Annotated in this window: 24 protein-coding genes; 10 read left to right on the forward strand and 14 right to left on the reverse strand. The window is 64.0% G+C overall.

Going from position 1 to position 24198, the window contains the following annotated elements; translation table 11 throughout:
• Window positions 1–44: 44 nt before the first annotated feature.
• The 3 genes from rpsD to LMTR13_RS15560 form a co-directional block, all read right to left on the reverse strand.
• Entirely contained in the window at window positions 45–662 is a 618-nt protein-coding gene (gene rpsD / locus LMTR13_RS15550; RefSeq protein ID WP_065728634.1) for a 30S ribosomal protein S4, read from the reverse strand.
• A 206-nt stretch (window positions 663–868) separates the two neighbouring features.
• Window positions 869–1648: an acyltransferase gene (locus LMTR13_RS15555; RefSeq protein WP_065728635.1), complete on the reverse strand. Its 780-nt coding sequence runs from the start codon at window positions 1646–1648 to the stop codon at window positions 869–871.
• Between the two features lie 200 nt (window positions 1649–1848).
• Window positions 1849–2628 (reverse strand): HpcH/HpaI aldolase family protein, encoded by a 780-nt coding sequence (locus LMTR13_RS15560; protein WP_065732720.1) that lies wholly within the window; start codon window positions 2626–2628, stop codon window positions 1849–1851.
• 260 nt (window positions 2629–2888) lie between these two features.
• On the opposite strand from LMTR13_RS15560, the gene LMTR13_RS15565 reads away from it, so the two are divergent.
• Window positions 2889–3356 carry a GlcG/HbpS family heme-binding protein gene (locus tag LMTR13_RS15565; protein WP_065728636.1) on the forward strand — a complete coding sequence of 156 codons (468 nt, stop codon included), beginning with the start codon at window positions 2889–2891 and terminating at the stop codon, window positions 3354–3356.
• Window positions 3357–3470: 114 nt separating this feature from the next.
• Here the strand turns inward: LMTR13_RS15565 and murI are convergent, their stop codons facing one another.
• Both murI and LMTR13_RS15575 read right to left on the reverse strand, forming a co-directional pair.
• Window positions 3471–4259 (reverse strand): glutamate racemase, encoded by a 789-nt coding sequence (murI, locus tag LMTR13_RS15570; protein WP_065728637.1) that lies wholly within the window; start codon window positions 4257–4259, stop codon window positions 3471–3473.
• Window positions 4260–4443: 184 nt separating this feature from the next.
• Entirely contained in the window at window positions 4444–4842 is a 399-nt protein-coding gene (locus LMTR13_RS15575; RefSeq protein WP_065728638.1) for a RidA family protein, read from the reverse strand.
• Window positions 4843–5001: 159 nt separating this feature from the next.
• On the opposite strand from LMTR13_RS15575, the gene LMTR13_RS15580 reads away from it, so the two are divergent.
• The gene (locus tag LMTR13_RS15580; protein ID WP_065732721.1) at window positions 5002–5598 is read left to right on the forward strand and encodes a TetR/AcrR family transcriptional regulator; all 597 of its coding nucleotides are present in this window, start codon (window positions 5002–5004) and stop codon (window positions 5596–5598) included.
• Between the two features lie 26 nt (window positions 5599–5624).
• Here the strand turns inward: LMTR13_RS15580 and purB are convergent, their stop codons facing one another.
• The 3 genes from purB to LMTR13_RS15595 all read right to left on the reverse strand — a co-directional run bounded on the left by purB (window position 5625) and on the right by LMTR13_RS15595 (window position 9128).
• Window positions 5625–6932 (reverse strand): adenylosuccinate lyase, encoded by a 1308-nt coding sequence (gene purB / locus LMTR13_RS15585; RefSeq protein ID WP_065728639.1) that lies wholly within the window; start codon window positions 6930–6932, stop codon window positions 5625–5627.
• A 172-nt stretch (window positions 6933–7104) separates the two neighbouring features.
• Entirely contained in the window at window positions 7105–7758 is a 654-nt protein-coding gene (locus tag LMTR13_RS15590; RefSeq protein ID WP_065728640.1) for a response regulator, read from the reverse strand.
• Window positions 7758–9128 carry a sensor histidine kinase gene (locus LMTR13_RS15595; RefSeq protein WP_065728641.1) on the reverse strand — a complete coding sequence of 457 codons (1371 nt, stop codon included), beginning with the start codon at window positions 9126–9128 and terminating at the stop codon, window positions 7758–7760. The genes LMTR13_RS15590 and LMTR13_RS15595 overlap by 1 nt, the downstream gene beginning before the upstream one ends.
• Window positions 9129–9342: 214 nt before the next feature.
• On the opposite strand from LMTR13_RS15595, the gene LMTR13_RS15600 reads away from it, so the two are divergent.
• The 5 genes from LMTR13_RS15600 (at window position 9343) to LMTR13_RS15620 (ending at window position 14255) form a co-directional block, all read left to right on the forward strand.
• Window positions 9343–10110 carry a MotA/TolQ/ExbB proton channel family protein gene (locus LMTR13_RS15600; protein WP_065728642.1) on the forward strand — a complete coding sequence of 256 codons (768 nt, stop codon included), beginning with the start codon at window positions 9343–9345 and terminating at the stop codon, window positions 10108–10110.
• Window positions 10107–10781 carry a hypothetical protein gene (locus LMTR13_RS15605; protein ID WP_065728643.1) on the forward strand — a complete coding sequence of 225 codons (675 nt, stop codon included), beginning with the start codon at window positions 10107–10109 and terminating at the stop codon, window positions 10779–10781. The genes LMTR13_RS15600 and LMTR13_RS15605 overlap by 4 nt, the downstream gene beginning before the upstream one ends.
• Window positions 10774–11379 (forward strand): hypothetical protein, encoded by a 606-nt coding sequence (locus LMTR13_RS15610; protein WP_065728644.1) that lies wholly within the window; start codon window positions 10774–10776, stop codon window positions 11377–11379. The genes LMTR13_RS15605 and LMTR13_RS15610 overlap by 8 nt, the downstream gene beginning before the upstream one ends.
• Window positions 11380–11724: 345 nt before the next feature.
• A complete protein-coding gene (locus LMTR13_RS15615) occupies window positions 11725–12321 on the forward strand; it encodes a TetR/AcrR family transcriptional regulator (RefSeq protein WP_065728645.1) in 597 nt (198 codons plus the stop codon).
• A gap of 263 nt (window positions 12322–12584) precedes the next feature.
• Window positions 12585–14255, forward strand: a complete 1671-nt coding sequence (locus LMTR13_RS15620) for a response regulator transcription factor (RefSeq protein WP_065728646.1) — start codon at window positions 12585–12587, stop codon at window positions 14253–14255.
• A gap of 46 nt (window positions 14256–14301) precedes the next feature.
• Here LMTR13_RS15620 and LMTR13_RS43685 read toward each other — a convergent pair whose 3' ends face one another.
• Window positions 14302–14748 (reverse strand): GFA family protein, encoded by a 447-nt coding sequence (locus tag LMTR13_RS43685; protein ID WP_083219064.1) that lies wholly within the window; start codon window positions 14746–14748, stop codon window positions 14302–14304.
• Window positions 14749–14916: 168 nt separating this feature from the next.
• Between LMTR13_RS43685 and LMTR13_RS15625 the strand changes: the two genes are divergently transcribed.
• On the forward strand, window positions 14917–16116 hold the full coding sequence (locus LMTR13_RS15625) for an NAD(P)/FAD-dependent oxidoreductase (protein ID WP_065728647.1): 1200 nt from the start codon (window positions 14917–14919) through the stop codon (window positions 16114–16116).
• A gap of 111 nt (window positions 16117–16227) precedes the next feature.
• On the opposite strand, the gene LMTR13_RS15630 is transcribed toward LMTR13_RS15625, so the two are convergent.
• Together LMTR13_RS15630 and rpe are read right to left on the reverse strand one after the other, a co-directional pair.
• Entirely contained in the window at window positions 16228–16608 is a 381-nt protein-coding gene (locus LMTR13_RS15630) for a hypothetical protein (RefSeq protein WP_065728648.1), read from the reverse strand.
• A gap of 139 nt (window positions 16609–16747) precedes the next feature.
• Window positions 16748–17449, reverse strand: a complete 702-nt coding sequence (gene rpe, locus LMTR13_RS15635; protein ID WP_065728649.1) for a ribulose-phosphate 3-epimerase — start codon at window positions 17447–17449, stop codon at window positions 16748–16750.
• A gap of 258 nt (window positions 17450–17707) precedes the next feature.
• Here rpe and LMTR13_RS15640 point away from each other — a divergent pair, with 258 nt between their 5' ends.
• The gene (locus tag LMTR13_RS15640) at window positions 17708–18463 is read left to right on the forward strand and encodes an EF-hand domain-containing protein (RefSeq protein ID WP_065728650.1); all 756 of its coding nucleotides are present in this window, start codon (window positions 17708–17710) and stop codon (window positions 18461–18463) included.
• 36 nt (window positions 18464–18499) lie between these two features.
• Here the strand turns inward: LMTR13_RS15640 and LMTR13_RS15645 are convergent, their stop codons facing one another.
• Complete coding sequence (locus LMTR13_RS15645; RefSeq protein ID WP_065728651.1) at window positions 18500–19495, reverse strand: P1 family peptidase; 996 nt, start codon at window positions 19493–19495, stop codon at window positions 18500–18502.
• Window positions 19496–19565: 70 nt separating this feature from the next.
• Window positions 19566–21923 carry an MASE4 domain-containing protein gene (locus tag LMTR13_RS15650; RefSeq protein WP_197521159.1) on the reverse strand — a complete coding sequence of 786 codons (2358 nt, stop codon included), beginning with the start codon at window positions 21921–21923 and terminating at the stop codon, window positions 19566–19568.
• A 301-nt stretch (window positions 21924–22224) separates the two neighbouring features.
• Between LMTR13_RS15650 and LMTR13_RS15655 the strand changes: the two genes are divergently transcribed.
• Window positions 22225–22623 (forward strand): response regulator, encoded by a 399-nt coding sequence (locus LMTR13_RS15655; protein ID WP_065728652.1) that lies wholly within the window; start codon window positions 22225–22227, stop codon window positions 22621–22623.
• A 55-nt stretch (window positions 22624–22678) separates the two neighbouring features.
• Here the strand turns inward: LMTR13_RS15655 and LMTR13_RS15660 are convergent, their stop codons facing one another.
• On the reverse strand, window positions 22679–24184 hold the full coding sequence (locus LMTR13_RS15660) for an HWE histidine kinase domain-containing protein (protein WP_083219461.1): 1506 nt from the start codon (window positions 24182–24184) through the stop codon (window positions 22679–22681).
• Window positions 24185–24198 lie beyond the last annotated feature (14 nt).

Consider the following 24198-nt stretch of genomic DNA (forward strand, 5'->3'; position numbering starts at 1 on the left):
CCCGGCAAAACCGGGGCCTTTGATATCTCGCAACTGAAAACCGATCAGCGCGAATAGAATTCGACGATCAGATGCGGCTCCATCTGCACCGCGAACGGCACGTCCGACAGCGCGGGGATGCGGCTGAACTTCGCCGTCATCTTGGAGTGATCGGCTTCGATGAAGTCGGGCACGTCGCGCTCGCCGAGCTGGCTTGCTTCCAGAACCGGGGTGAGCTGCTTGGAGGATTCCTTGATCTCGACGAGATCGCCGGGCTTGAGCTTGTAGCTCGGAATGTTGACGCGGCGGCCGTTCACCTTGATGTGGCCGTGGTTGATGAACTGGCGGGCGGCAAACATCGTCGCGACGAACTTGGCGCGATAGACCACCGTGTCGAGACGGCGCTCCAGGAGGCCGATCAGGTTCTCACCGGTGTCGCCCTTCATCCGGCCGGCCTCGACATAAATGCCGTGGAACTGGCGCTCGGAAATGTTGGCGTAGTAGCCTTTAAGCTTCTGCTTGGCGCGAAGCTGGACACCGAAGTCGGACAGCTTGCCCTTGCGGCGCTGGCCGTGCTGGCCGGGGCCGTATTCCCGGCGGTTCACGGGGCTCTTCGGGCGGCCCCAGATGTTCTGGCCCATACGGCGATCGATCTTGTATTTCGCCTCACTGCGCTTTGTCATCGCGTCCTCTGCTTAAGAGTTTGGGTTTGAGGAAACGCGCCCTCCTGTGCACCGGGGTTGCCGGGGCCGACAGGTCCGCCTCGAAAGCTCGGGGAGGACCACGGGTCGCGAAACGCATCGCGGGCCGAAACCGGCCCGCGAGCAAGCGGGTTCTTAGGGAGAAACCACCGTTCTGTCAACGAAAAGCGCCCCCAGAGGAGGCACTGTCACGTCGCGACCGCTCGGACCGGTTTGGGCTCGGTTTGCTGACGATTGGCCCGCAACTCGGCTGATAATTCGCCGTTCAGCACCTGTTCCAGCCGGTTGAGCGCCCTAGCCATCGGGGCGGCGTCGGTAATCCGGTGATCCCAACGCAAGACCACATCGATGGTCTGGTCGGGCTTTTCCACCCCATAGCTCAGGACAAAGGGCCCGGGGCTGATGGCATGGAGCTGGCCCGCGCCATAGGCGGCCACGGATGTGACGCCAAAACTACCGAAATAATTGGCCCGCTGGCGGCCGAAATTCAGCCCGACCGCCCAGAACAGCCGCCGCAACGGCAGCGGCAGCCGTGTGGTCCGCAGGATCTTCCGGAACGCCGGCACCTCGTCGATCGGCGCCACCTTGGCGTGCCGGATCAGGGCGTCGACCTCGGCAAGCGGCATTTCGTCAGGCGCGGCGACCTTTTGCGGCAGCACGCAATCCTGATCGTCCTCGACCCGGGCGATCGCCACCATCGCGACGCTGCGCGGCAGTTCGTAGAAGGCAGGAATCGGCCATTTGACATAGAGGGTGCGCAGGATCGGCTCTTCCTTGGCCACCAGCGCGAAGGCCTTGACGAAAATCGCGGCCCAGCCCGGCCGCAGGGCGGCCTGCGCGCGGGCTTCCTGCAGGCCGCGAATGCTAAGGGGCCGCGAGAGCGAAACAAAGGGCACGCGGATCGAGGCGTGCATGAGGTCGGCGACCAGACGGCGCGGTAGTGTGATTTTTCGAACCGTTCCGCGCATCGCTCCGCCCAGGTTTCCGCAATAGATCAATCAAAGGGCCGGCTGGCTGCCCCGGCACCCTGCCAGCACCTCATCTAGCACGAACAAGGCGTTTTGACGCCAGAAGGTTCGTATCCGGATTGCCCCGGATGCCAGCGCCGCGCACTCGAGGGACCTCGTAAACCCCGAGAACTTTGAAGGGCTTGCCGCCGTCTCGGCACCTATCGCTTGATCCCTTCAAAGCTTGCCGCGATGCCGCGCTGGAACAGCGACCAGTCGAAGCCGAGCGCCAGCGCGACGTAGCCGCGGTCGATCATCTTGTTGGCTTGCTCGGCCGTACGCGCGACGCCGCCGATCGGGACGCCGCTCCTGAGGATGCCTTCCTCGGCACGCTTCATCAGTGCCACTACCTCGGGATCATCCGGCCGGCCGCGCTTGTTGATGGAGGTGGCGAGATCGCCTGGGCCGATCACGGCGACATCGATGCCGGGCGTGGCCATGATCTCGTCGATGCGCTCGACCGCTTCGACATGTTCGATGGTGACCATGCAGATCATGTCGTCGTCCGCGGTCGCCATATAATCCGCCATCGAGACGCCCCAGCGGAACGGCGCATGAAACGGGCCCCATAGCCGCTCGCCGTTTGGCGGGTAGCGCACGCTGCGCACCGCCTTCTCGGCGTCGGCACGATTGCAGATCATCGGAAAGTTGATACCGAGCGCGCCGAGGTCCATCGGCGCTTTCGCCAGCCACGGCTCGTTGGCAGCAATCCGCACCATCGGCACGCACGGCGTACCAGAAGTCGCCGTGATCATCGCATGCGCCGAACCGAGATCGATCGGGCCGTGTTCGAGGTCGACAATGATGAAGTCGATTCCTGAACGCGCCATGATCTGCACGGTCTGGATCGATGGGATGGTCGCGATCGCGCCGAAGGTCGGGCGTCCCTCCCGCCATAGCTGACGGAGGCGGTTAAGCGGCGCAGGCTTTGCGGAGGTCAAGACGGAAACTCCCTCTTCAAATGATCGATTTAAAACTTGGCGCTCGGCATCATATGGATAAATTCGCGGGCCATCGAGCCACCAATTTTTGCGCATCGCATTCGGCCCGTCATGGATGCTGCGTCAAACCGCACAACCACATGTCAATTCGGGCGCTTGGCTGGCGGCGAACCACACAGGGCTTTGCGACATCATTCGACATCGACGTTTTCATTCGCCCCGGTATGATCCCCTGCACAATAAAACCTAGGGAGGAGAAGATGAGGACAATTCTAGTCGCCGCCGCACTCGCCGCCCTTACCGCTGGCGCATCCGCTCAGGACAAGCGCCCTGATTACGGCACCGCGGTCAATGCCGCGGGCGCGAAGAAGATTGCAGCCGGCGTACTCGCCGAATGCCAGAAGAACGGATGGAACGTGGCTGTCGCTGTGGTCGATAATCACGGATTCCTTGTGTACTTCGAGCGCATGGACAACACGCAAACGGCCAGCATGGACATCGCCGTCGGCAAGGCGAGGGCCGCGGCGACCTATCGGCGCCCGACGCGCGTCTTCATGGAGGCGATCAACAAGGGCGGGCCGGCCACGGCCACACTTCCCGGTGTCTTCGCCTCGCCTGGCGGAGTGCCGATCATGGTCGACGGCAAAGTCACTGGCGGCGTGGGCGTGAGTGGCGTCACCGGCGACCAGGACGAGCAATGCGCCAAGGCCGGCCTTGGAACGACATAAAAAATTTCATCCGACGTGCGAGAGCCGGCACGGTTCTGTTGCAGCCGTGCCGCGCCTTGACTAGCCACCAATACGCAGAGGCAATAGTTACGCGTCTGATGATCGGCGAGCGCTTTACGCCGGCACGCGGCCGCCGAAGAACGGCATCAGCGCCTGGCTCAGCGTGTGCGGCCGCTGGGAGGTAAATATCATCTCGGCTCCGGCCTCATTGCTTTCCCGGCCTGGAGACCCGAGCAGGTCGGACACGCGGCGGGCGATGGCGGGGGCCGGATCGATCCAGTCGACCGGCCACGGCGCGAGCTTGGTCATGCGGTCGAGCAACAGCGGATAATGGGTGCAGGCCAGCACGACGGTGTCGGTGCGGACATCGCCGTTTCCGACAAAGCAGGGGGCAAGCTCCGCCGCGATATCCTCGTCGCGCACGTCGTTGCCGCTGAGGGCGGATTCGGCAAGCGAGGCGAGCTCGGCCGATCCCACTAGCGTCACTTCGCAGCCTTGCGCGAAATCATCGATCAGCCGCCTGGTGTATTCGCGCTTGACGGTGCCCTTGGTGCCGAGCACCGACACGCGCTTGGTCTTCGAACTGGCGCAGGCCGGCTTGATCGCCGGCACGGTGCCGACGAACGGCACGCTATAGGCGTTGCGCAGATGCGACATCACGAGCGTGGACGCGGTGTTGCAGGCGATCACCACCAGGACCGGGGCGTGGCGGGCGATCAACTCGCCGACCAGCGGCACCACGCGGGCGATGATCTCTTCCTCGCCGTGATGGCCGTAGGGAAAGAACGCGTCGTCGGCGACATAGACGTAATGCGCGTCGGGCCGCATGCGGACGATCTCGCGCAGGACCGAGAGGCCGCCAAGGCCGGAGTCGAAGACGAGGATTTTCGGCGAAGATGACACGCTGCGACCTTAGCCGATTTGCGGTTACCGTTAGGTTGCTTCGAGGGTGCCGGCGGGGGTCGTGGAGGTTATCGACGGCGGTTGCGACGAGTTGGAACCATTTAATTCGGCTTGGCAAGGCCGGAAAACTGCTGGTTCGGCCACCCAGAACGCCCTACAAGCGGGGACGCCCGCCGCCAATCGGTCAGGTGGACTGAGGAAGGCGCGCGATGACCTTGATTTCAAAATCGAAGCCCGCCAGCCAGTTCACGCCCACCGCGGTCCAGTTCGGATAGGGCGGCTCACCGATCTCCTTCAGGCGAACTGCGTTGACCGCTTCCCACTGCGTGGCCGGATCGGTGTGGAACGTGGTCACGTCAACGACGTCGTCGAACGTGCAACCGGCAGACTTCAGCACGGCCGAGAGATTGTCGAAGGCAAGCTGGACCTGCTTTTCGAAGACCGGCTCCGGCGACCCGTCATCGCGGCTGCCGACTTGGCCCGAGACGAACAGGAGGTCGCCCGAGCGGATCGCCGCCGAATAACGGTTGATCTCGTACAGCGCCTGCCGGCCGGCGGGGAAGATTGCATCGCGTTTGGCCATGACGTCACTCCTGTTCAAAGGCAAACCAGACCTCCCGGGTCCGGCTGTTCGCATCCTACTCGAGCGATAAATTGACATACGCTCCGTATGTTTCTATAGGTTACATACGCGGCGTATGTCAACTAGCATACGGAGCGTATGTGATTTGCGGAGATGGCGGTGGCCGCGAAGCGACGCGCACAGATGGTGGAGGAAACCCGGGCCAAGCTGATCCAGGCCGCCCGTAAGGCTTTCGCGACCAAAGGCTATGCGGCGGCGTCGATGGACGATTTAACCGCCGAGGCCGGCCTGACGCGCGGTGCGCTCTATCACAACTTCGGCGACAAGAAGGGTCTGCTGCAGGCCGTGATCGGCCAGATCGACGCCGAAATGGTGGCGCGAATGCGCGCTGCACAAAATCAGGCGGAGACCCGGTGGCTCGGTTTTCTCGCCGAGGGCGTCGCCTATATCGAGATGGCGCTGGAGCCGGAGATCCAGCGCATCATGCTGCTGGACGGGCCGGCCGTGCTCGGCGATCCATCGCTATGGCCCAATCAGACTGCGTGTCTTCGCGCGACCACGCAAACGATCCAGGCGCTTATCGACGAAGGAACGGTGAGGCCGATGGATGCGGAAGCTGCCGCGCGGCTCATCAATGGAGCGGCGCTCAACGCTTCGCTCTGGATTGCCGCAGCCGACGATCCGCACGCCGTCTTTGCAAAAGCTGTCGAGGCTTTCCGATATCTCGCGGTTGGGTTGCTGCAGACCGAGAGATGACGTCAAGCGTTCCGATGGGTGCGTAATCAGCTCTCGCCGAACACGCGCCTGAAAATCGTATCGACGTGCTTGAAGTGATAGCCGAGGTCGAACTGCTCCTCGATTTCGGCATCGGAGAGGTGCTTCTTCACGTCGGGGTCTTTCTTCAGCAGCGTCTGGAAGTCGCCTTCGCCGCGCCAGACCGGCATGGCGTTGCGCTGGACGTATTTGTAGGCGTCCTCGCGGCTGGCGCCCTTCTGCGTCAGCGCGATCAGAAGCCGCTGCGAATGCACGAGACCACCGAGGCGGTCGAGGTTCTTCTGCATGTTGGCGGGATAGATCAGGAGCTTCTCGATCAGGCCGGCAAGGCGCATCAAGGCGAAATCGAGCGTCACGGTGGCGTCCGGCCCGATCATGCGCTCGGCCGAGGAGTGCGAGATGTCGCGCTCGTGCCAAAGCGCCACGTTTTCCATCGCCGGCATCGCATAAGCGCGCACCATGCGCGACAGGCCGGTGAGATTCTCCGACAGCACCGGGTTGCGCTTGTGCGGCATGGCCGACGAGCCCTTCTGGCCCTCGGAGAAGAACTCTTCGGCTTCCAATACCTCAGTGCGCTGCAGATGGCGGATTTCGATGGCGAGCCGCTCGACGGAAGAGGCGATCACGCCAAGCGTCGCAAAATACATCGCATGCCGGTCGCGCGGGATCACTTGCGTGGAGATCGGCTCCGGCTCCAGCCCCATCGCCTTGGCTACGTGCTCTTCGACGCGCGGGTCGATCTGGGCAAAAGTGCCAACGGCGCCCGAAATCGCGCAGGTCGCGACTTCCTTGCGGGCGGCGACCAGGCGCTCGCGGGCACGGGAGAACTCCGCATAGGCATAAGCGAGCTTGAGCCCGAACGTCACCGGCTCGGCGTGGATGCCGTGGGAGCGGCCGATGGTCGGCGTCATCTTGTGCTCGAAGGCGCGCTTCTTCAGCGCGGCCAGCACCTTGTCGAGGTCTGATATCAAGAGGTCGGCGGCGCGGGTGAGCTGCACGTTGAGGCAGGTGTCGAGCACGTCGGAGGAGGTCATGCCCTGGTGCACGAAGCGGGCCTCGGGGCCGACAATTTCGGCCAGATGGGTCAGGAAGGCGATCACGTCATGCTTGGTCTCGCGCTCGATCTCGTCGATCCGCTCCACGTTGAAGGTCGCGTGCTTGGCCTTGGCCCAGATCGTCTTCGCCGCCTCCTTGGGGATCACGCCGAGCTCGGCCTGGGCGTCAGCGGCATGCGCCTCGATCTCGAACCAGATCTTGAAACGCGTCTGCGGCTCCCAGATGGAGGCCATTTCCGGGCGGGTATAGCGGGGGATCATCGACAACTCCGAAACGGGCAAGCGAGGCGCGCGAGGCGGCTCCCGGCCGATTTGTTTTTACGCCGTGCTTTAGCAAATCGGGCCCGTGGAGGCCACCCGTACGGCGGCCGCGAGCGGGGAAAACCGGGCCTTTGCAAGGGCCTAGCCGGACGAAAAATCGCCCGCGCCGCCGCTACAGACTGGCCAGCCCGCATTCCACGGCCAGGCGGACAAGCTGCGCGTCCGTCCGCATGCCGGTCTTGGTCTTGATAAGATAGTGGTAGTTCTGCACGGTCTTGATGCTGAGATTGAGGTTTGAGGCGATCTGCTCGGTGGTCGCGCCGGCGGCCAATTGCCTGAGGATCTCGATTTCCCGTTCTCCGAGTTGATCGAGCGCCGATCCCGAGGGGGAGAGGCTTTCCAGCGCCAGCACGCGGGCGATGTCGTCGCTCATCGCCTGTTCGCCGCGGACAAGCGAACGGATCGCCCGGATCAGCGCCGATGGGTCGGAGCCCTTCGTGACATAGCCGTTCGCGCCGGCATTGAAGGCGGCTTTCACCTGGGTCGCCTCGCAGTGCATGCTGAAGACGAGAATGCGCGTGTCGGACGAGCGGGCGCGAATGTTTCTGATTGCCTCAAGCCCGCTGGCACCCGGCATCGATATGTCCATGACCACCACATCTGGAGCATGCGCCTTGAACGCGCGGTAGGCCTCTGCGGCGTTGTCGGCCTCGGCCACCACCTCGAAATCGTCCTGATGCTCCAGCACGCGCCGGTAGCCTTGCCGGACCACGGGATGGTCGTCGACAAGCAGGATCGAAATGCCTTTGGTCTGCGACGTGGTCATCAGGCTGCAAGCGGGATCGTGGCGGCCACGCTCACTCCGCGGTTCGCATCCGCGATCGACAGTGAGCCGCCAAGCGCGGCGACCCTCTCGCGAATGCCGGTCAGGCCGAAGCCGGGAGAGCAGGCCACTTTGGCAGCATCGCCGCCGCCGTCGTCCTCGACGTGGACCAGCAGCGCGTTTTCCGCGCCAGTGCGCCGCTCGATCCGCAGCACGATCACCCGTGCCGAACTGTGCCGCAAGGAATTGGTCAGGCACTCCTGGGCGACCCGATAGGCAGTCGCAGCGACGGCGCCGCGGACGTCGGCGAGATCGCCCTTGAGATCGAGCTGGATCATCGGCTGCGTCGCGTTCCGCGAGCGCCAGCTATCGACGAGATCGACGAGGCAGGCTTCGAGCCCGAGCTCCTCGGCGGGCGGATGGCGCAAGCGGTTCAACGTGTCGCGCAGGCACGCCATGATGCGATGGGTGGCTTGCGAGATCATCCGCGCGTCCTGCGCGACCTCGCTCTTGTCCTTTTCCCGCGCGCTGGTCGTTTCGATCGTGTTGGCAAACGCGAGGATCGCCGTCAGGTTCTGTCCGAATTCGTCATGCAGTTCACGGGCGAGCGCCCGCCGCTCGTCGCTGCGGATTTCGAGCAGGCGCCGCGTCAGCGCGGCGCGTTCATCCATGGACTGCGCGAGGCGGTCGCCGAGATCGCCGACGGCCTGTCCGATCATGGCAAGGTCCATCGATCGGAAGCGGGGCAGCGACGTGCTGTATTGCCCACGTGCCATCCGCTGCAGCGCGGCGACGATTTGCTGCGCCGGCGCAAGCGTATGCGCAATCGCGAGTGAGGCAAGCAACGCGATTGCCACCGCCATCAGCAGGGCGACGTGGATGTTGTCGAGGATGTGCTGCCAGGCGAGTGCGATGGCGGCATTTGGATCGGCGGCGGCCGAGACGCTGCCTGCGTTGGCCGTTCGCGTGCTGATCGGTCGCACGATCGCAGGGTGATCCCCAAGCAGCGTCTGTACGGTGGCCGCGAACCAGCGCGGCGGAGATTGGCCGATTCCCTTGTTCTGACCGCAAAGCGGCTTCTCGAACGCGCCTGCGGGCTCGAACCGGACGCATATGCCCGGAGAGATCAGCGCCATCGTTTCGATCGTACGCCATTCCGGCGTCGGCAGCAGTTGCTCGCGCATCCTGTTGCTGCGCAACAGCAATTCGCGCCAGTAGAGCGCTTCAAGCGCCACCGAGACACGCTCGGCGGAAGCGGCCGTGGCTCGATCGACGCTGCGATGGGCGTCGATCGTCGCCCAGACGGTTGCCGCTCCCAGGCACAGAATGACCACGACAAACAGGCGGGCGACGAGCTGAAGCACGAGGCGCATGCGATCACTCCCGAACGTGCGGACAAGCGTAACAGCACCGCCAATTCGTGCCAATTGCAAGCCGGGCCGTGAGGTCCAATTTGGGAAAATTTCCCAACCAACCGTGGGCATATGTCTTTGGACGCGGCCATGACCGCTGATCTATCAAAGCTAAAGGGCCTAATCGCAGGCGGCCTTTGGGCCGAGGCGCACTTTTCCAGGGAGCTGACGCAGCATGAGTGCAACGGTTGGCGCCGAGACCGCATCATCCAGCGCAGATACGTCGGAACGCAGCGTTCTCCTGTTGTGGATGATTTTTACCGGGCTCTCGGTTTTCGCCGTGGTGCTGTTGTGGCGATACGGGTTGCTCCATCTGATGATCATTTCAGACCGCACCTACATTTCGAGCGTCATTGCCGTCCTCTATATCGTTACGTGCTTCCATTGCTTTTGGCGGACGCGCGCGATCGCGCATGAAGGCGAGGTCGCGCGACGCTGCCGCGCGATCCTGTCGGTCCCGGGCGGCGCAAGGGGGCTGGACGAGGATGCGCGGGCGCTACCGGGCGGGCTGGTGACGGATCACATCCGCAGCCTCGCGCAGAAGGCGAGGGCGCAGGCTGCCGGGCGCATCGACCAGACGCTGCTGCTCCGCTCGCTCGCCGACCGGCTGCGGGGCTCCAACGGATTTGGCGCATTCGTGTCCGACACGCTGATGAAGCTTGGGCTGCTCGGCACCATCATCGGCTTCATCATCATGCTGGCGCCGATTGCTACCCTCGATGCGGCCGACAAGGTGGCGATGAAATCATCGATGGGCCTGATGAGCGATGGCATGGCCGTGGCCATGTACACGACGCTAGCCGGCCTGATCGGCTCCATCCTCGTGAAGATCCAGTACTACATGCTGGATGCCGCGACCCAGCGGGTGTTTTCCGATGCCGTCATGCTGACCGAGACGCACGTCACCCCGGCGCTGGAACGCCATCTTGGAACGCCGGCATGATGGATGATTTCGGTCTCTATCCGCGCGAGGAGGCCTTCGATCCGCTCGGCGTCATGCTGTTCAAGGCGCTGCAGGTGATTGCGTTCCTGTTCTTCCTGGCGCTGCTCGCGGTCTCGCCGGACGCGAAGGACGGCAAAATCGATTCCAAGGCCGAGTTCATCATCACGATGGACTGGCCGGACAATCATCCTGACGATCTCGACCTGTTCGTGCAGGATCCTGCCGGCAACATCGCATGGTATCGTCATCGCGAAGCCGGATTCCTCACACTCGACCGTGACGACCGCGGCGGCGCCAACAATTCCATTGTCGTCAACGGCAAGAAGATCGCGTCGCCGATCCGCGAAGAGATCGTCACCGTGCGCGGCATCGTCGCCGGCGAATACACCGTCAACGTCTCGCACTTTCAGGCGACGACCGGGCAGCCCGTCGCGGTGAGCGTGAAAGTCCAAAAACTCAATCCGACTGCGCAGGTGATCTTCGACAACAAGCTGACGCTCGTCCACACCGGCGAGGAAAAAACCGCGCTGCGGTTCTGGCTCGATGCCGAAGGCAAGGTGGTCGACGTCCAGCAGCGGCAAAAGTCGCTGATGGAGACGTTCCGCAACGTCCGTGCCAATGGTGCGGATCTCGATCCGAAAACCGGTGTCAGGATGCCGCGCCGTGAGTAACCTGCAATCCGTCGTCCTGACGCTCTCTCTTAGTTACGCGCTGATCGGCGCGCTGTTGCTGATTGTCCTGGTCTATGCGCGCTTGCCCTGGTCGGCCAAGGCGGTCGCCGTGGTGGTGACGAGCGCGTTCTACATTGCGAGCTTCATGGGCGTGCGCGGCCTGTTGGGGTGGGCCAGCATCGACAGCCTGCCCGCAAGTTTCAAGCTGTTGCAGGCCCGGATCGTGGAGCCGCACTCGCTGGAGGGCGACCCAGGCTCGATCTATCTCTGGGTCGAGGCGCTCGACGACGGCAATCGGCCAAGCGGCGTGCCCCGGGCGTTCCGCGTTCCCTATAGCGACAAGCTCGCGCAAAAGACCGACAAGGCTGCCAGTGAGATCGCCGCTGGCCGTCCGCAGGGCGGCCGCGCCGCCGATTTTGGCGATGGCGGGGGCAGCCTTCTTGAGGCCGCCCGGGAGTACATCATGCCCACAGCGATCATCGATACTTCGGGAGGCGACGCCTCCACGGGCTGGGGATTGGCCGCGCCCCGCGACGGCGACGGCGTGTCGTTTACACCGCTGCTCCCGCCGCGGATGCCGCCCAAGGACGAGCAGTAGGCTCCAGGTCGGGGGGAGGGAGGCCCTCGGAAAGGTCGGTCGATCACGGGTTATTGACTGACAGATATTGAAATCTGTCAGCGAGACATGCTACATCCATTGCCGACGCCGCTACTGGGCGTCGCCCGCCTCGTTGGCCCTGAGGCCGGGGACTTGCAAAGGACTACGCCATGACTGCCCATCTCATCCATCTCACCGCCCAAATCCAGCGCTGGCTCAATCAGATCGTCGCCCGCCATCTGGCCGCCCAGGCCGAGCGGCTGGAACCGGTGAAACATTAATCCGCCAAGGGATTTACAAGGGGATTAGAATGACCGCCCGTCCCATCGTTACGCAGGTGTGCGCATGAACGAAGTCGTGGTTTTGACCCCCGAACGGATCCTGGAGGTCACCGAGGACGTATTGCGGCGCTACGGGCTGGCCAAGGCAACGGTGGTGGACGTGGCCCGTGCGCTGGATGTCAGCCACGGCAGCGTCTACCGCCATTTCCCCAGCAAGGCCTCGCTGCGCGAGGCGGTGGCCAAGCGCTGGCTTGATCGTCTCAGCGCGCCGCTCCTGAAGATCGCTGAAAGCTCCGGCTCGGCACCGGCGCGGTTGGATAAGTGGCTGCGCACGATGTTTTCGATGAAGCACAAGCGGCTCGGCGACGACCCCGAGATGTTTGCGACTTACCTCACGCTGGCGCGCGAGGCCTGCAAGGCCGTGAACTGTCACAAGGACTGCCTGGTCGATCAGATTGTCCTGATCCTGTCCGACGGAGTGAAGCAGGGCGAGTTCCAGGTCGCCGACGTCAAGGTGACGGCGCGCGCCATTTTCGACGCCACCAGCCGCTTCCACCATCCAGCCCATGCCGAGGAATGGAACGAGCCGGGTGCTCCGGCGCGGATCGATGCACTCCTGGCATTGCTGCTCATGGGGCTGGAAGCGCCGCGCAAGCGCTGACGATCCTTCCATTTCAAGCAGTCAGCGATGTCGCCCATTGGACCCAAGGCGGACACATTCGAGCAACGGACATTCGGCTCTGATTGAGCGGCGCCGGATGCGCAAGAAGCTGCAATCCGACGTTGTCCAGCAGATATCTGCTCAATTCTGTTCCCATCGGAAATCTACCCGCGCGAAAGGCATACTGCCTGTCGACTGTTCCGCATATGATGCTTTGGCAAAATCTCATGGGTCCCCTTATCTCTTGGGACTGGAGCAAACGCATGAAGCAGCGTCCGGGCCAGCAGAAGCGCGGAGGTGCCAACAAATCCGGTGACCTCGAGCTGGCCCGTGAACATTATCGACAGCGCGCTTGGGCCGACGCTTACCAGGCATTCTTGCGCGCCGACCAGGAAACCTCGTTAACTGCCGAGGCTCTCGAACTGCTGGCGATGGCCGCATATTTGGTTGGCCGGGACGAGGATTATCTCAAGGCGCTCGAACGGGCCTACAATGCGCACCGGGATACTCCCCGGCGCCTTCGCGCCGTCCGTTGCGCGTTCTGGCTCGGCTTTCGCCTGCTGATGCGCGGCGAGATGGGCCGTGCGAGCGGCTGGTTTTCCCGTGCTGAACGTTTGCTGGAGCGTGACACGCGCGAATGCGCCGAGCGGGGCTATTTGCTGCTGCCGATCGTCGAGCAACGCCTCGAATCTGGAGAGTACGAGGCCGCGTTCGTCGCTGCAGCCGAGGCCGCCGCAGTCGGCGAGCGCTGTGGCGACCCGGACCTCGTCGCCTGTGCCCGCCACCAGCAGGGCCGCATACGACTGCAGCAGGCGCAGCTCGGAGCCGGACTCGCGCTCTTGGATGAGACCATGGTCATGGTCACTGCTGGAGAGCTATCGCCGCTGGTGACTGGCTTGATGTATTGCAGCGTGATCGCGGCCTGTCAGCAGGTATACGCACTCGACCGAGCCCGCGAATGGACAGGCGCCCTGGCGCGGTGGTGCGAGGGCCAGCCCGATATGGTCGCCTTCGCCGGGGTTTGCCAAGTGCATCGCGCGGAGATCCTGCAGTTGCAGGGCGCCTGGGCTGAGGCGATCGAGGAAGCACGGCGCGCCTGCGCGCGGTCGCAGGATTTCGACCGGCGGGCTGCCGCCGGAGCGCTCTACCAGCAGGCAGAGGTCCATCGTCTGAAAGGGGAGTTTGCAGCGGCTGAAGAGGCGTATCGAGGCGCGAGCCAGCTTGGCCTGGAGCCCCAGCCGGGCTTAGCGTTGCTGCGCCTCGTGCAGGGACGCCCCGACGCGGCCGCCATTGCCATTCGCCGCGTCGCAGGCACGACGGTGAGCCGCCTGAAACGCATGGGTTTGCTGCCCGCCTATATCGAGATCGCGTTGGCCGCCGGTGACGTTCAGGACGCACGCAACGCCTGCCGAGAACTGGAGGACGTTGCGCGGAGCTTCGATACGCGCGTGCCGGATGCAATTGCCGCGCAGGCCTGCGGAGCGGTGGACCTTGCCGAAGGGGACGCGCGGGCCGCACTCGGTTCGCTGCGCCGTGCCTTCGAGGTGTGGCAGGGGATCCCGGCGCCGTACGCAGCGGCGCGCGTGCGCGTGCTGATCGGACAGGCCTGCCGCGCCCTCGGAGACGAGGACGCTGCCGATCTGGAATTCGACGCGGCCCGGACCATATTCGAGCGTTTAGGTGCCGGCCCCGATCTCGCGCAGATCCGCTCACTGACGAAGGGCGTCGCTTCCAGCAATGTGCATCGGCTGACCCCGCGTGAGCTTGATGTTCTTCGTCTGGTCGCCGCCGGCGAAACCAACAAGGCGATTGCTGGCAGGCTCGCCCGAAGCGAGAAGACGGTCGACCGGCACGTCAGCAACATCCTCGCCAAGCTTGACGTCCCCTCGCGGGCCGCGGCGACGGCCTTTGCGTGCCGACACAAGCTGATCTGAACACTGAGATTAAGGTCGAAGTTTTCTTCGGGTCAGCTTCGGACGGTCAAACGGACGAGCCGGACACGGTTTCCGGGTGCAACCACAGGAGCCTTTCGCCTGCAACCGCCTCTCCCGTGGGCTTGAGCTTCTCGGGTTGTTCGAACGCGCCGAGATGAAAGTGCGTCTCATTGGGCCGTCGCTGGTTCGCGCAGGTCAGGGTCGAGCCGCACCTTGCGCAGAACCCGCGCTCCACGCCCGGCGATGAATTGTACTTGCTGATCGCTCCGCTTGTTACGGTGACGGCGGAGTCGTCGAAGGCAACGAAGACGGATGCCGGCGCTCCGGTATGGCGCCGGCAACTGTCACAGTGGCACCACAGGACCCATTTCGGGCGCCCAGCCGCACGGAAGCGTACGGCACCGCAGAGACAACGCCCCTCGAATGTATCGCTCATATCGTTTCTCCTTCCTGGCGGCTTGCCGCCGGCTTCGACACGTCGCGATCGTGCCATAGCTACGGCGCCCGCGAATGGGGAAGATCACCCATACGTTTGCAAGGTCCCGATTGGGGCGTTATCCCGAAGCGCCGGCTCCCGTTTCTCTCTAGCACCACCAGGATACGCCGCGGACCAGCGATGCGCCGAGCCCGCGTCTGATGTCAGCACAAGGAGAGAGCCGCGATGACCAAGGCATTCGACGCAATCGTAGTGGGCGCCCGCTGCGCGGGATCGCCGACCGCAATGCTGCTGGCCCGGAAAGGATATCGGGTTCTCGTGGTCGACCGCGCAACTTTTCCGAGCGACACGGTCTCTACGCACATCTTGCATCCCCTCGGCGTAAGTGCGCTGTCCAGTTGGGGCCTTCTCGATCGTCTGACTGTGACCGGGTGCCCGCCGATCGACAGCTACGCTTTCGACTTTGGTCCTTTCACGATTGTGGGCGCGCCAGGCACGAGCGAAGCGCCGGTTGCGTACTGTCCGCGCCGCACGACACTCGACAAGCTGCTCGTCGATGCTGCGGCTCAGTCCGGCGCGGAAGTTCGCGAAGGCTTCGCCGTGGATGAAATCTTGATCGAGGACGGACGGGCGGTCGGCATCAAGGGCCGCTCGAAGCATGGCGGCCCTATCACCGAGCGCGCTGAAATCGTCGTCGGCGCCGACGGCAGACACTCGTTCGTGGCCGAAGCGGTCCGGCCAGAGCACTATGACGAGAAACCCATTCTGCTCGTCGCGTATTACACCTACTGGAGCGGACTGCCGATGGTCGGCAAGTTCGAGCAATATATCCGTGACGGGACCGGATTTGCCGCCGCTCCAACCCATGACGGGCTGACGATGGTGATCGTCGGTTGGCCATACGCAAGGTTCGGCGATTGCAAGAAGGACATCGCGGGGAATTACCTGAAGACCATCGCGTTGGCGCCGGCGTTCGCCGACCGCCTGCGCGAAGCCAAGCGGGAAGCGCGCTTCGCCGGTGCGGCGGTGCCGAACTACTTTCGCAAGCCCTACGGCCCCGGCTGGGTGCTCGTGGGCGACGCGGGCTACAACCGGGACTTCATCACTGGACAAGGAATCATGGACGCCTTCCATGACGCCGAGCTCTGCGCGGTCGCGCTCGACAGGGCCTTCTCGGGAGCGCAGCCGTTCGACGCGGCGATGAGCGAGTACCATCGCGCGCGGGATACAAGGGTGGCGGCAATGTATGAATTCACCTGCATGCTGGCGACGCTGGAACCGCCGCCGCCGGATATGCAGCACCTCTTTGGCGCGATTCACGGCAATCAGAGAGCTATGGACGCGTTCGCGCGGATGAATGCCGGAACAATATCACCTGCTGAGTTCTTCGCGCCGGAGAACGTCAATGCGATTACGGCCGCTTAGGACGACCGATGCCGCATGCCACCGGAACGGTGGTGTGCCCGCCACGGTCGGCCTTGGCGCCGGTGCAGCACGGCGGCAAGAGGTAACGCCGCGATCAGACGGCGCGTGCGCTCACTCGAGAGGCTGGACGGGCGGCAGCGTCTTGGCGGCGCGCGGCGGGTTCGGCACGGGATAGCTGGCGACGCGGCCGCTCGGTTCGGCCTGACCGGCGGAATTGGATGCGGGGGCTATCGCTTCCGCTCTGGCGCCTCGCACGCTGTCCCTCGAGGTATGTCTGCGGTGCCGCGACGAGCGCGAGCCTTCCAGTCCCCACGAGCGCGATATCGAAGGCCCGGCCGTATAGCCGACGAAAGCGCCGGCGACGGCCCCGATCGGGCCCAGCACGACGGCGCCGGCCACGGCGCCGAGGGCCGCATCGCCTGCGCGCTGCGCAAGCGCGGCAGAGGGCGCGAGTACCAGGAGCATTGCGGCTGTGGTGAAGGCCTTGATCATATCTGTGTCCCGTCCGTGGAAGGCGGGATGCTGGTCGGCATTTATGGCGAGATGCGTCAAGCTTTGTGGCCACAGCGTGGACTTTAGGGTTCCATGGCTCGCTGCACGCACGGTGTGGCTTTCGTGCCGGCTGGCGGCGTCAGACCGCTTCGCCGCGCGCCAGTGCCGCGGCGTTGCGGATCGCGGATATGTTGGTCTTGTAGGCTTCCACGGTACCGCCCTTGAACACCGCCGAGCCCGCGACCAGCGCATTGGCGCCGGCGGCGGCCAAAAGGCCAGCGACATCTGGACCGACGCCGCCATCGACCTCGATGTCGATCGGACGGCCCGCAGCCATCGCCCTGACATCGCTGACCTTGCCGAGCGCCGACTTGATGAAGGCCTGGCCGCCGAAGCCGGGATTGACCGACATCACAAGCACCAGATCGATCAGGTCGATGACGTATTCGATTGCACTCGCCGGCGTGCCCGGGTTGAGCGAGACGCCGGCCTTCTTGCCGAGCGCGCGGATTGCCTGCAGCGAGCGGTGCAGATGCGGACCGGCCTCGGCATGGACCGTGATGTGATCGCAGCCGGCCTTTGCAAATGCTTCGAGATAGGGGTCGCAGGGCGAGATCATCAGATGCGCATCAAAGATCTTCTTCGTGTGCGGGCGCATCGCCTTGATGACGTCGGGGCCGTAGGAAATGTTCGGCACGAAATGCCCGTCCATCACGTCGAGATGGATCCAGTCGGCGCCGGCCGCGTCCACAGCGCGGACTTCCTCTCCGAGCCTGGCGAAATCCGCCGCCAGGATCGACGGCGCGATGACGAGGGGACGTGACGCAAATTGCTGGGACATGTGCGTTTTCCCGAAAGGCTTGCGAGAGGGCGGAATGGCCCCGCGTAACATGCAGGACGGCCCGGGGCAATGCGCGGCGCCGACGTCTCTGTGGGCGGAAAAATCTGCCGCGGCGGGCAGCTATTGCCGGGTTTGCCGATCGAACGGAATACGAAAAAGCCAGATTTTATTGGGTTTTCCTCATGGCACGGCCCTTGCTGAGGGAATCGGTACACGAGCTGTGGGCCGCCGTCTGCGCGGCGTTGTTGGAGTTCCGCCATGTTCTTTGCTCTGGGCGCCGCGTCATCGGCGATCGATGCCCTCAAGGCGCTCGCGTCGTCGAAGTCATCAGCGCCATCCACCGGCGTCAGCCAGAACTCGGCAAGCCCGTTCGCCTTCATGTCCGCGAACGCGTCGGCTTCGATCAGTCCAAGGTCAGGCTCGGGCTCGGGCGGCACCGGCTCGCCGATATCGCCGGAAACCATGAGCGCGCTGCTCGACGCGCAAAGCCACTCCTCGACGGGATCGACCATGGCATCCAAGAGCCGCCACGCCGCGCTGAAGGACCTGTTCGGGCAGATCGATGGCGACGGCGACGGCAAGATCAGCAAGACGGAATTCGAAGAGGCGCTCGGTGCCGGCGGCACCAACCTCGCGCAGGCCGACAGCGTGTTCGGCAAGCTCGACCAGGACGGCGACGGCTCGGTCAGCCTCAAGGAACTGGCGTCGGCGCTCCGGCCCGACAACGGCCATCACCGCGATCGCGATGCGGCGAGCGACAGCGACGGATCGGGCTCCGATCCAGTCTCACAGGCACGGCAGGGCGCCACCACCACGTCCGTCACCAACGGCGACGGTTCGGTGACGACGTCGCTGACCTATGCGGACGGCTCGAAGGTGACGATGACCTCGCCAGCCTCGGGAAGCTCGTCCACATCAGCAGCGTCGTCCTATAATTTCATCGAGCGGATGATCCAGCGCGAGGCCAAGGCGATTTCGTCGGCGGCCGCCGCCTCGCTGTCGGTCAGCGCCTGAGCACGAGACCCGGCGAGGTCACTTCCGATGGTCGGCCTAACCAAAGCGATCTTTCCAGGCAGGTAATGCGCCGGCAAAAGGCAGCGCGGTTGCAGCATGAACGCCGCGCGCGATCGCGCGGGCGACCGTGTTGGCGGCCACCATGCCGAGTTCGGTGAGGCCAAACAGCGGTTCGATCGGCTTCTTGCCGGTCGCGGCGGCAAACACCACGTCACCATCCAGCGGCGCATGCACGGGATAGATGGCGCGCGCCATGCCGGTTTGCGCGATCATCGCGAGCCGCCTGGCCTGCGGTTTGGTCAGCACGGCATCGGTGACGACGACCACCAGCGTTGTGTTCTCGGACGGCGTCGCCAACGGCCCGCCCTTGAGGCGCGCTCTCAGCATGTCCGGCGTGAACGAAGGCGGCAACCCGTGCCCGCCAAACTCATTGTCCTTCTCGAACGGCGCCGCCCAGAGCCACGGGCCGTCGCCGACCGTCACGCTGCCGACCGCATTGACCACCGCGAGCGCGCCGACGGTCACGCCGCCTTCGGTCTGCGCGGAAGCGGAGCCGAGGCCGCCCTTGAAATTGGCAGTGGTCGCGCCGAGGCCGGCGCCGACGCTGCCCAGCGCGAAATCGTCAGCCGCCGCATTGGCCGCAGCGTAGCCGAGATCGCGATAGGGTGGGAAGCGTCCCCATGCCTTGTTGCCGCCGTTGAGCAGATCGAAACAGATCGCGCCCGGCACGATCGGAATGACCGCGTCACGGATGCGAAAACCGCGCCCTTGTTCGGCAAGCCAGGCCTGCACGCCGCCTGCGGCGTCCAGCCCGAGCGCCGAGCCGCCGGCAAGCGCGATGCCGTCGATCGCCTCGACCGTGCTTTCCGGGCTGAGCAGCGCGTCCTCGCGGGTGCCAGGGCCGCCGCCGCGCACGTCGATCGAGGCCACGGCGGGAGAATCGAACAGGATCGCGGTGACGCCGGAGGCGACGCTAGCGTCATGGGCGTGGCCGACGCGAACGCCGGAAATATCGGTGAGCAGGTTTTTCAAAGTGCCGGTCCGTGGAGCTGTATCCGCCTGGGGCGTTCCATCAACGGATATATCAACCGCGGCGCTTGCTTCAACTGGCCAATGCCAGCCGGATCATCCGCGCGAGCTCGGATTTGCGATAGGGCTTTGCCAACAGCAGCACGCCCGAGTCCAGCCGGCCGTGATGGACGATGGCGTTTTCGGTGTAGCCAGAGGTGTAGAGCGTTTTGAGGTCAGGCCGGCGCTTCAAAGCCTCGTCAACCAGTTGGCGGCCGTTCATGGTGCCGGGCATGATCACGTCGGTGAACAGCAGGTCGATGGTGGGGGCTTCGTCGATGATGCGCAAGGCGTCGGAAGCGTTGGCCGCCTCCAGCGTGGCGTAGCCCAGGCTTTCGATCTGGGCGATCACATAGCGCCGTACCAGCGCGTCGTCCTCGACGACGAGGACGGTTTCGCTGCCGCCTTCGATATTCGCCGAGACCGCTTCAGCCGCAGTCTGCTGCAATCCCGCTGCCCGCGGCAAATAGACCCTGACGGTCGTGCCGTGGCCTTGCTCGCTGTAGATCTTGACATGTCCGCCCGACTGCTTGACGAAGCCGAACACCATGCTCAGCCCGAGCCCGGTGCCCCTTCCGACTTCCTTGGTCGTGAAAAAGGGCTCGAATACCCGTTCGAGCAGCGCGGGCGGAATTCCTGAACCGGTGTCGCTGACCGCGATCATCACGTAATGGCCGGGCGTGACCTCGCTATGCATGCCCGCGTAGCTTTCGTCCAGGACGACATTACTGGTCTCCAGCGCGAGCTTGCCGCCATTGGGCATGGCGTCGCGTGCGTTGATGGCCAGATTGAGCACGGCCGTGCTGAGCTGGTTCGGATCGACCAGTGCGGTCCATGCATCCTCGGCCAGCAGCGGCGTGATTTCGATGTGCTCGCCGAGGGTCGGATGCAGCAGCTTGGCCGCCTCCAGCACCAGCGCATTGACGTCGACTTCGACGGGCTGCAGCGGCTGCTTGCGCGCAAAGGCGAGCAGGTGCTTGGTCAGGTTTGCCCCGCGTTCGGCGGCCTCATCGATCAGCTTGGCGACGGCGGCGAGCTGGGGCTGATCGGCGACCGCTTCTTCCAGAATGCCGATGGTGCCGGTGATCACGGTCAGGATGTTGTTGAAGTCGTGCGCGACGCCGCCTGTGAGCTGGCCGACCGCATCCATCTTCTGCACATGCCGCAATTGGGCTTCCGCAGCCTGCTTTTCGGTCAGGTCGCGGCCGATGAAGAAATGGCGGCGGACCGGCTCCGACCACGTCCCGGTCCAGTTCAGCGCGACTGACTTGCCCTCCTTGCTGATATAGCGCGTCTCGAAATTGCGCTTGCTTTGTCCCCGTCGCCCCGCCCGCATCTCCTTACGGGTGTGTTCGAGGTCATCGGGGTGGATGAACTTGATCGCGTTGTGCCCGACCATTTCCGAAGGCTGATAGCCGAGGATGTCGCTGACACTCGGGCTGACCTGGATCAAATTCCCCGCAGAATCGCTTACCAGGATGAGGTCGTTCGAAGATTCGAATATGCGCCGCCGCTCTTCCATCTCCTGGTCAAGCGCCTGCTCCGTTCGCTTGCTTTCCGTACGCGATGTTCCGAGCAGGCGCGCGAGCTTCGCTTGCAGGCCGACGTTGTCGACGAGCAGCACGGCTAGCACGAAACTCGCGGCGCAGAGGCCGTAGATGCGGCCGAGATAGAAGCCGACATCGAACCGCGCAACGTTCAGGATCGCCGACAGGGCGATGTCGAACAGCCAGGCGCACATCACGACCATCAGCCAGACGTCGAGAACGAAATGCGGCCTGCGAAGCCACAGCACCAGCAATGCGGCGAAGCTCAGGCACCATACGGTCGAGACCACCCCCAGCATGATGGGCGTGTAATGGCCGCCGCTCAGAAGGATCGGCAGACGGTCGTGCTGGACGGTGACGAGCCAGGTGAATGCGGCCATCGCGACACTGACCGCCACGATGCTCGCAACGACTGCCGCACCGGTCGAGCTTCGCATCTTGTCGTTGTCCGTCGCCTTCAGCAGCGCATAGCCGAGCACCAGTAGCGGGAATACGCCGTGCCAGACCATATAGAGCCAAACGGTGGTCTGCGTTCCCGCGCCGAGCAGCCCGCCGGGTGCAAACAGGCCCGGAAAGGTGAGGGCGTGGACGATCGCCGCCATCGCCGTGAACAAATATCCGCTCGCGAGCAGCAGCAGCCCCCGCGAGCGGGAAATCGCGAACTGCGAAAACAGCAGGACGGCAGTGATCAGGTCGTTGATGGCCAGTGCGGACTGGTAGCTCGCAACGAATGCCGGGACCGGGGCAAGCGGCACGCCGGCGAACGGCACGGCGCAGGCGAACAGCACCGCCGAGACGCCGACCACGGTCAGCGCGGCCATGCGATCGCCGCGCGTCGCCTTCATCGTGGAAAGAAAGATGTTGCGCTCGTCACCCAATATCAGCTCCGGCAAACTGGCAGCGCCATGACAAAGGTTCAAACATGCATAAAGAATGTATCCCGCCGACACGGCCTGCGGGAATCGTGCCTGCCAGACTACGCTAGCGGTGCCGCGGCAGGAATCAACCCAAGGCATTAACTGAGGGAACAGCGGCCAGATCGATGAGGGTAACCACCTCTTTACCGACCGGCCGAATAATGCTCGCGGAACCGCCAAAATCCACTGGTTTCATCGTAATCTCGTATGACCGACCCGGGAGGCCTCGATGCCCCGCGTGCTTGTTGTGGACGATCAGGCAGACGTTCGCGCGATGATTTCCATCGTGCTGCGTATCCATCGTTTCGAAATCGTCGAGGCAGGCAGCGCCGCATCCGCATTGAAGCTGTTCGAAGATGCGAGCTTCGATCTTGCGATCGTCGATATCTTTTTGCAGGGCACCAACGGCTCCGACCTGATCGCAGCGATGCGCGCCCGCGTGCTGGGCCTGCCCGTGATTGCGATTTCGGGAATGACCGCGCTGGACTTTCTGTCAGAAACGCCTGAGCTTTCCGACGTCGTCTGTCTGCAGAAGCCGTTTCGTCCGTTGGATTTGATGCGCGCGATCGAATCGGCGATGGGATCGGCCCGGCCGCGGGGCGATGCCATAGCGGGGGCAGCGCTTTAGCAGTCCGCCGTCTGGCAACAGCTTCTGCATGGCCGCTGATCCGTTCAGCGCCGCCTTACCGCTCGGCGCGTCGCAGACCATTGCCATTGCCATTGCCATCGATAGCAGCCTCGAGGAGCGAAACCGGATCGGCAGCAAACTGCCGTTGCGACAACGGAACCGACAGGCGGCAAACGAGACCTTCCGGGCGCCAGTCGAATTCCGCCCGGCCACCAAGCTGCGACTCGATGCTGGCGATGACGCTTCTGGTTCCGAACCCGCGCGACACCGGCTTCTCGACGCGCGGCCCGCCGATCTCCACCCATATGATCTCGAGAAGGCCCGCCTGGTCTTCCCAACTGACCGACAGCCGGCCCGACAGCGCAGACAGCGCGCCGTATTTCGCCGAATTGGTGACCAGCTCGTGCAGTGCCAGTGCAACCGTCTGAGCCGTAGCCGGCTCGAGGTGGATCTCCGGGCCGGTCAAATCGATCTGGTCGCCGGTGGAATAGGGCGCCAGCTCCTCATCGATCAGTTTCCGAATTTCGGCACCTTGCCAGCTCGAGAGCGAAAGCACGGTGTGCACGCGCGCAAGCGCATTGATCCGACCTTCGACCGAACGGATGTAGGTCTTCACATTGTCGCCGCGCGTCAGCCGGACGATGGATTGCGCGAGTGCCAGCGCGTTCTTGGCGCGGTGATCGACCTCGCGCGCCAGCAGGCTTTGCCGCTCCTCGGCCTGTTTGCGTTCGGTGATGTCGACGGTGACGCCGCTGACGCGGATGACGCGGCCGCCCTTGTCGGTGCTTGCCGCCGCCGTTCCAGCGCACCAGCGCACCTCGCCATTCGGCCGGATGATGCGGAATTCCGCTTCATATGATTTCGCGCCCCGGGCGAAGCTCGCCCACGCCTCGTGCAATTCATGAACGTCGTCGGGATGAAGCAGCGCCTGGATATTGGCCGGCGTCAGTTCGAACTTGCCGGGATCGACGCCGAGTATCTGATACTGGCCTTCGTCCCACATAAAGTCGCCATTGACCCAGTCCCAGTCCCAGGAGCCCATCTTTCCGGCCGCGATCGCCAGACTGCGGCGCTGCTCGCTTTCCAGAAGCCTGGCGTGCGATTCCTCGAGTTCGGCAGTGCGCGCGCGAACCCGGTCCTCGAGTTCGACGTTGAGCCGTTCGAGCTGGCGCGTTTTGCGATAGAGCTCCGCGAACACCTTGATCTTGGCGCGCAGCACTTCCGGCACCACGGGCACTGGAACGTAGTCGACCGCGCCCATCTCATAGCCGCGCAGCCGATCGATGTCGCTGACCTGAATCGCCGAGATGAATATCATCGCCGTCTTCTGGAAGCGGGGATGTTCGCGGATCATCGCGGCGAGTTCGAACCCGTCCAGTTCGGGCATGCAGACATCGACCAGGATGATGGCAACATCGTTCTTGAGCAGGAATTCGAGCGCTTCGCGCCCGGACGAGGCCTTGACCAGGTTCTCGCCCAGTTCCTTCAGGATGACTTCATAGGCGAGCAGCTTCGCCGGCTGATCGTCAACCAGAAGAATGTTTACCTTTTCTTGATCCATCATCTGCTTACGCC

Origin of the sequence: Bradyrhizobium icense, from assembly GCF_001693385.1 — a bacterium.
GTDB lineage: Bacteria > Pseudomonadota > Alphaproteobacteria > Rhizobiales > Xanthobacteraceae > Bradyrhizobium > Bradyrhizobium icense.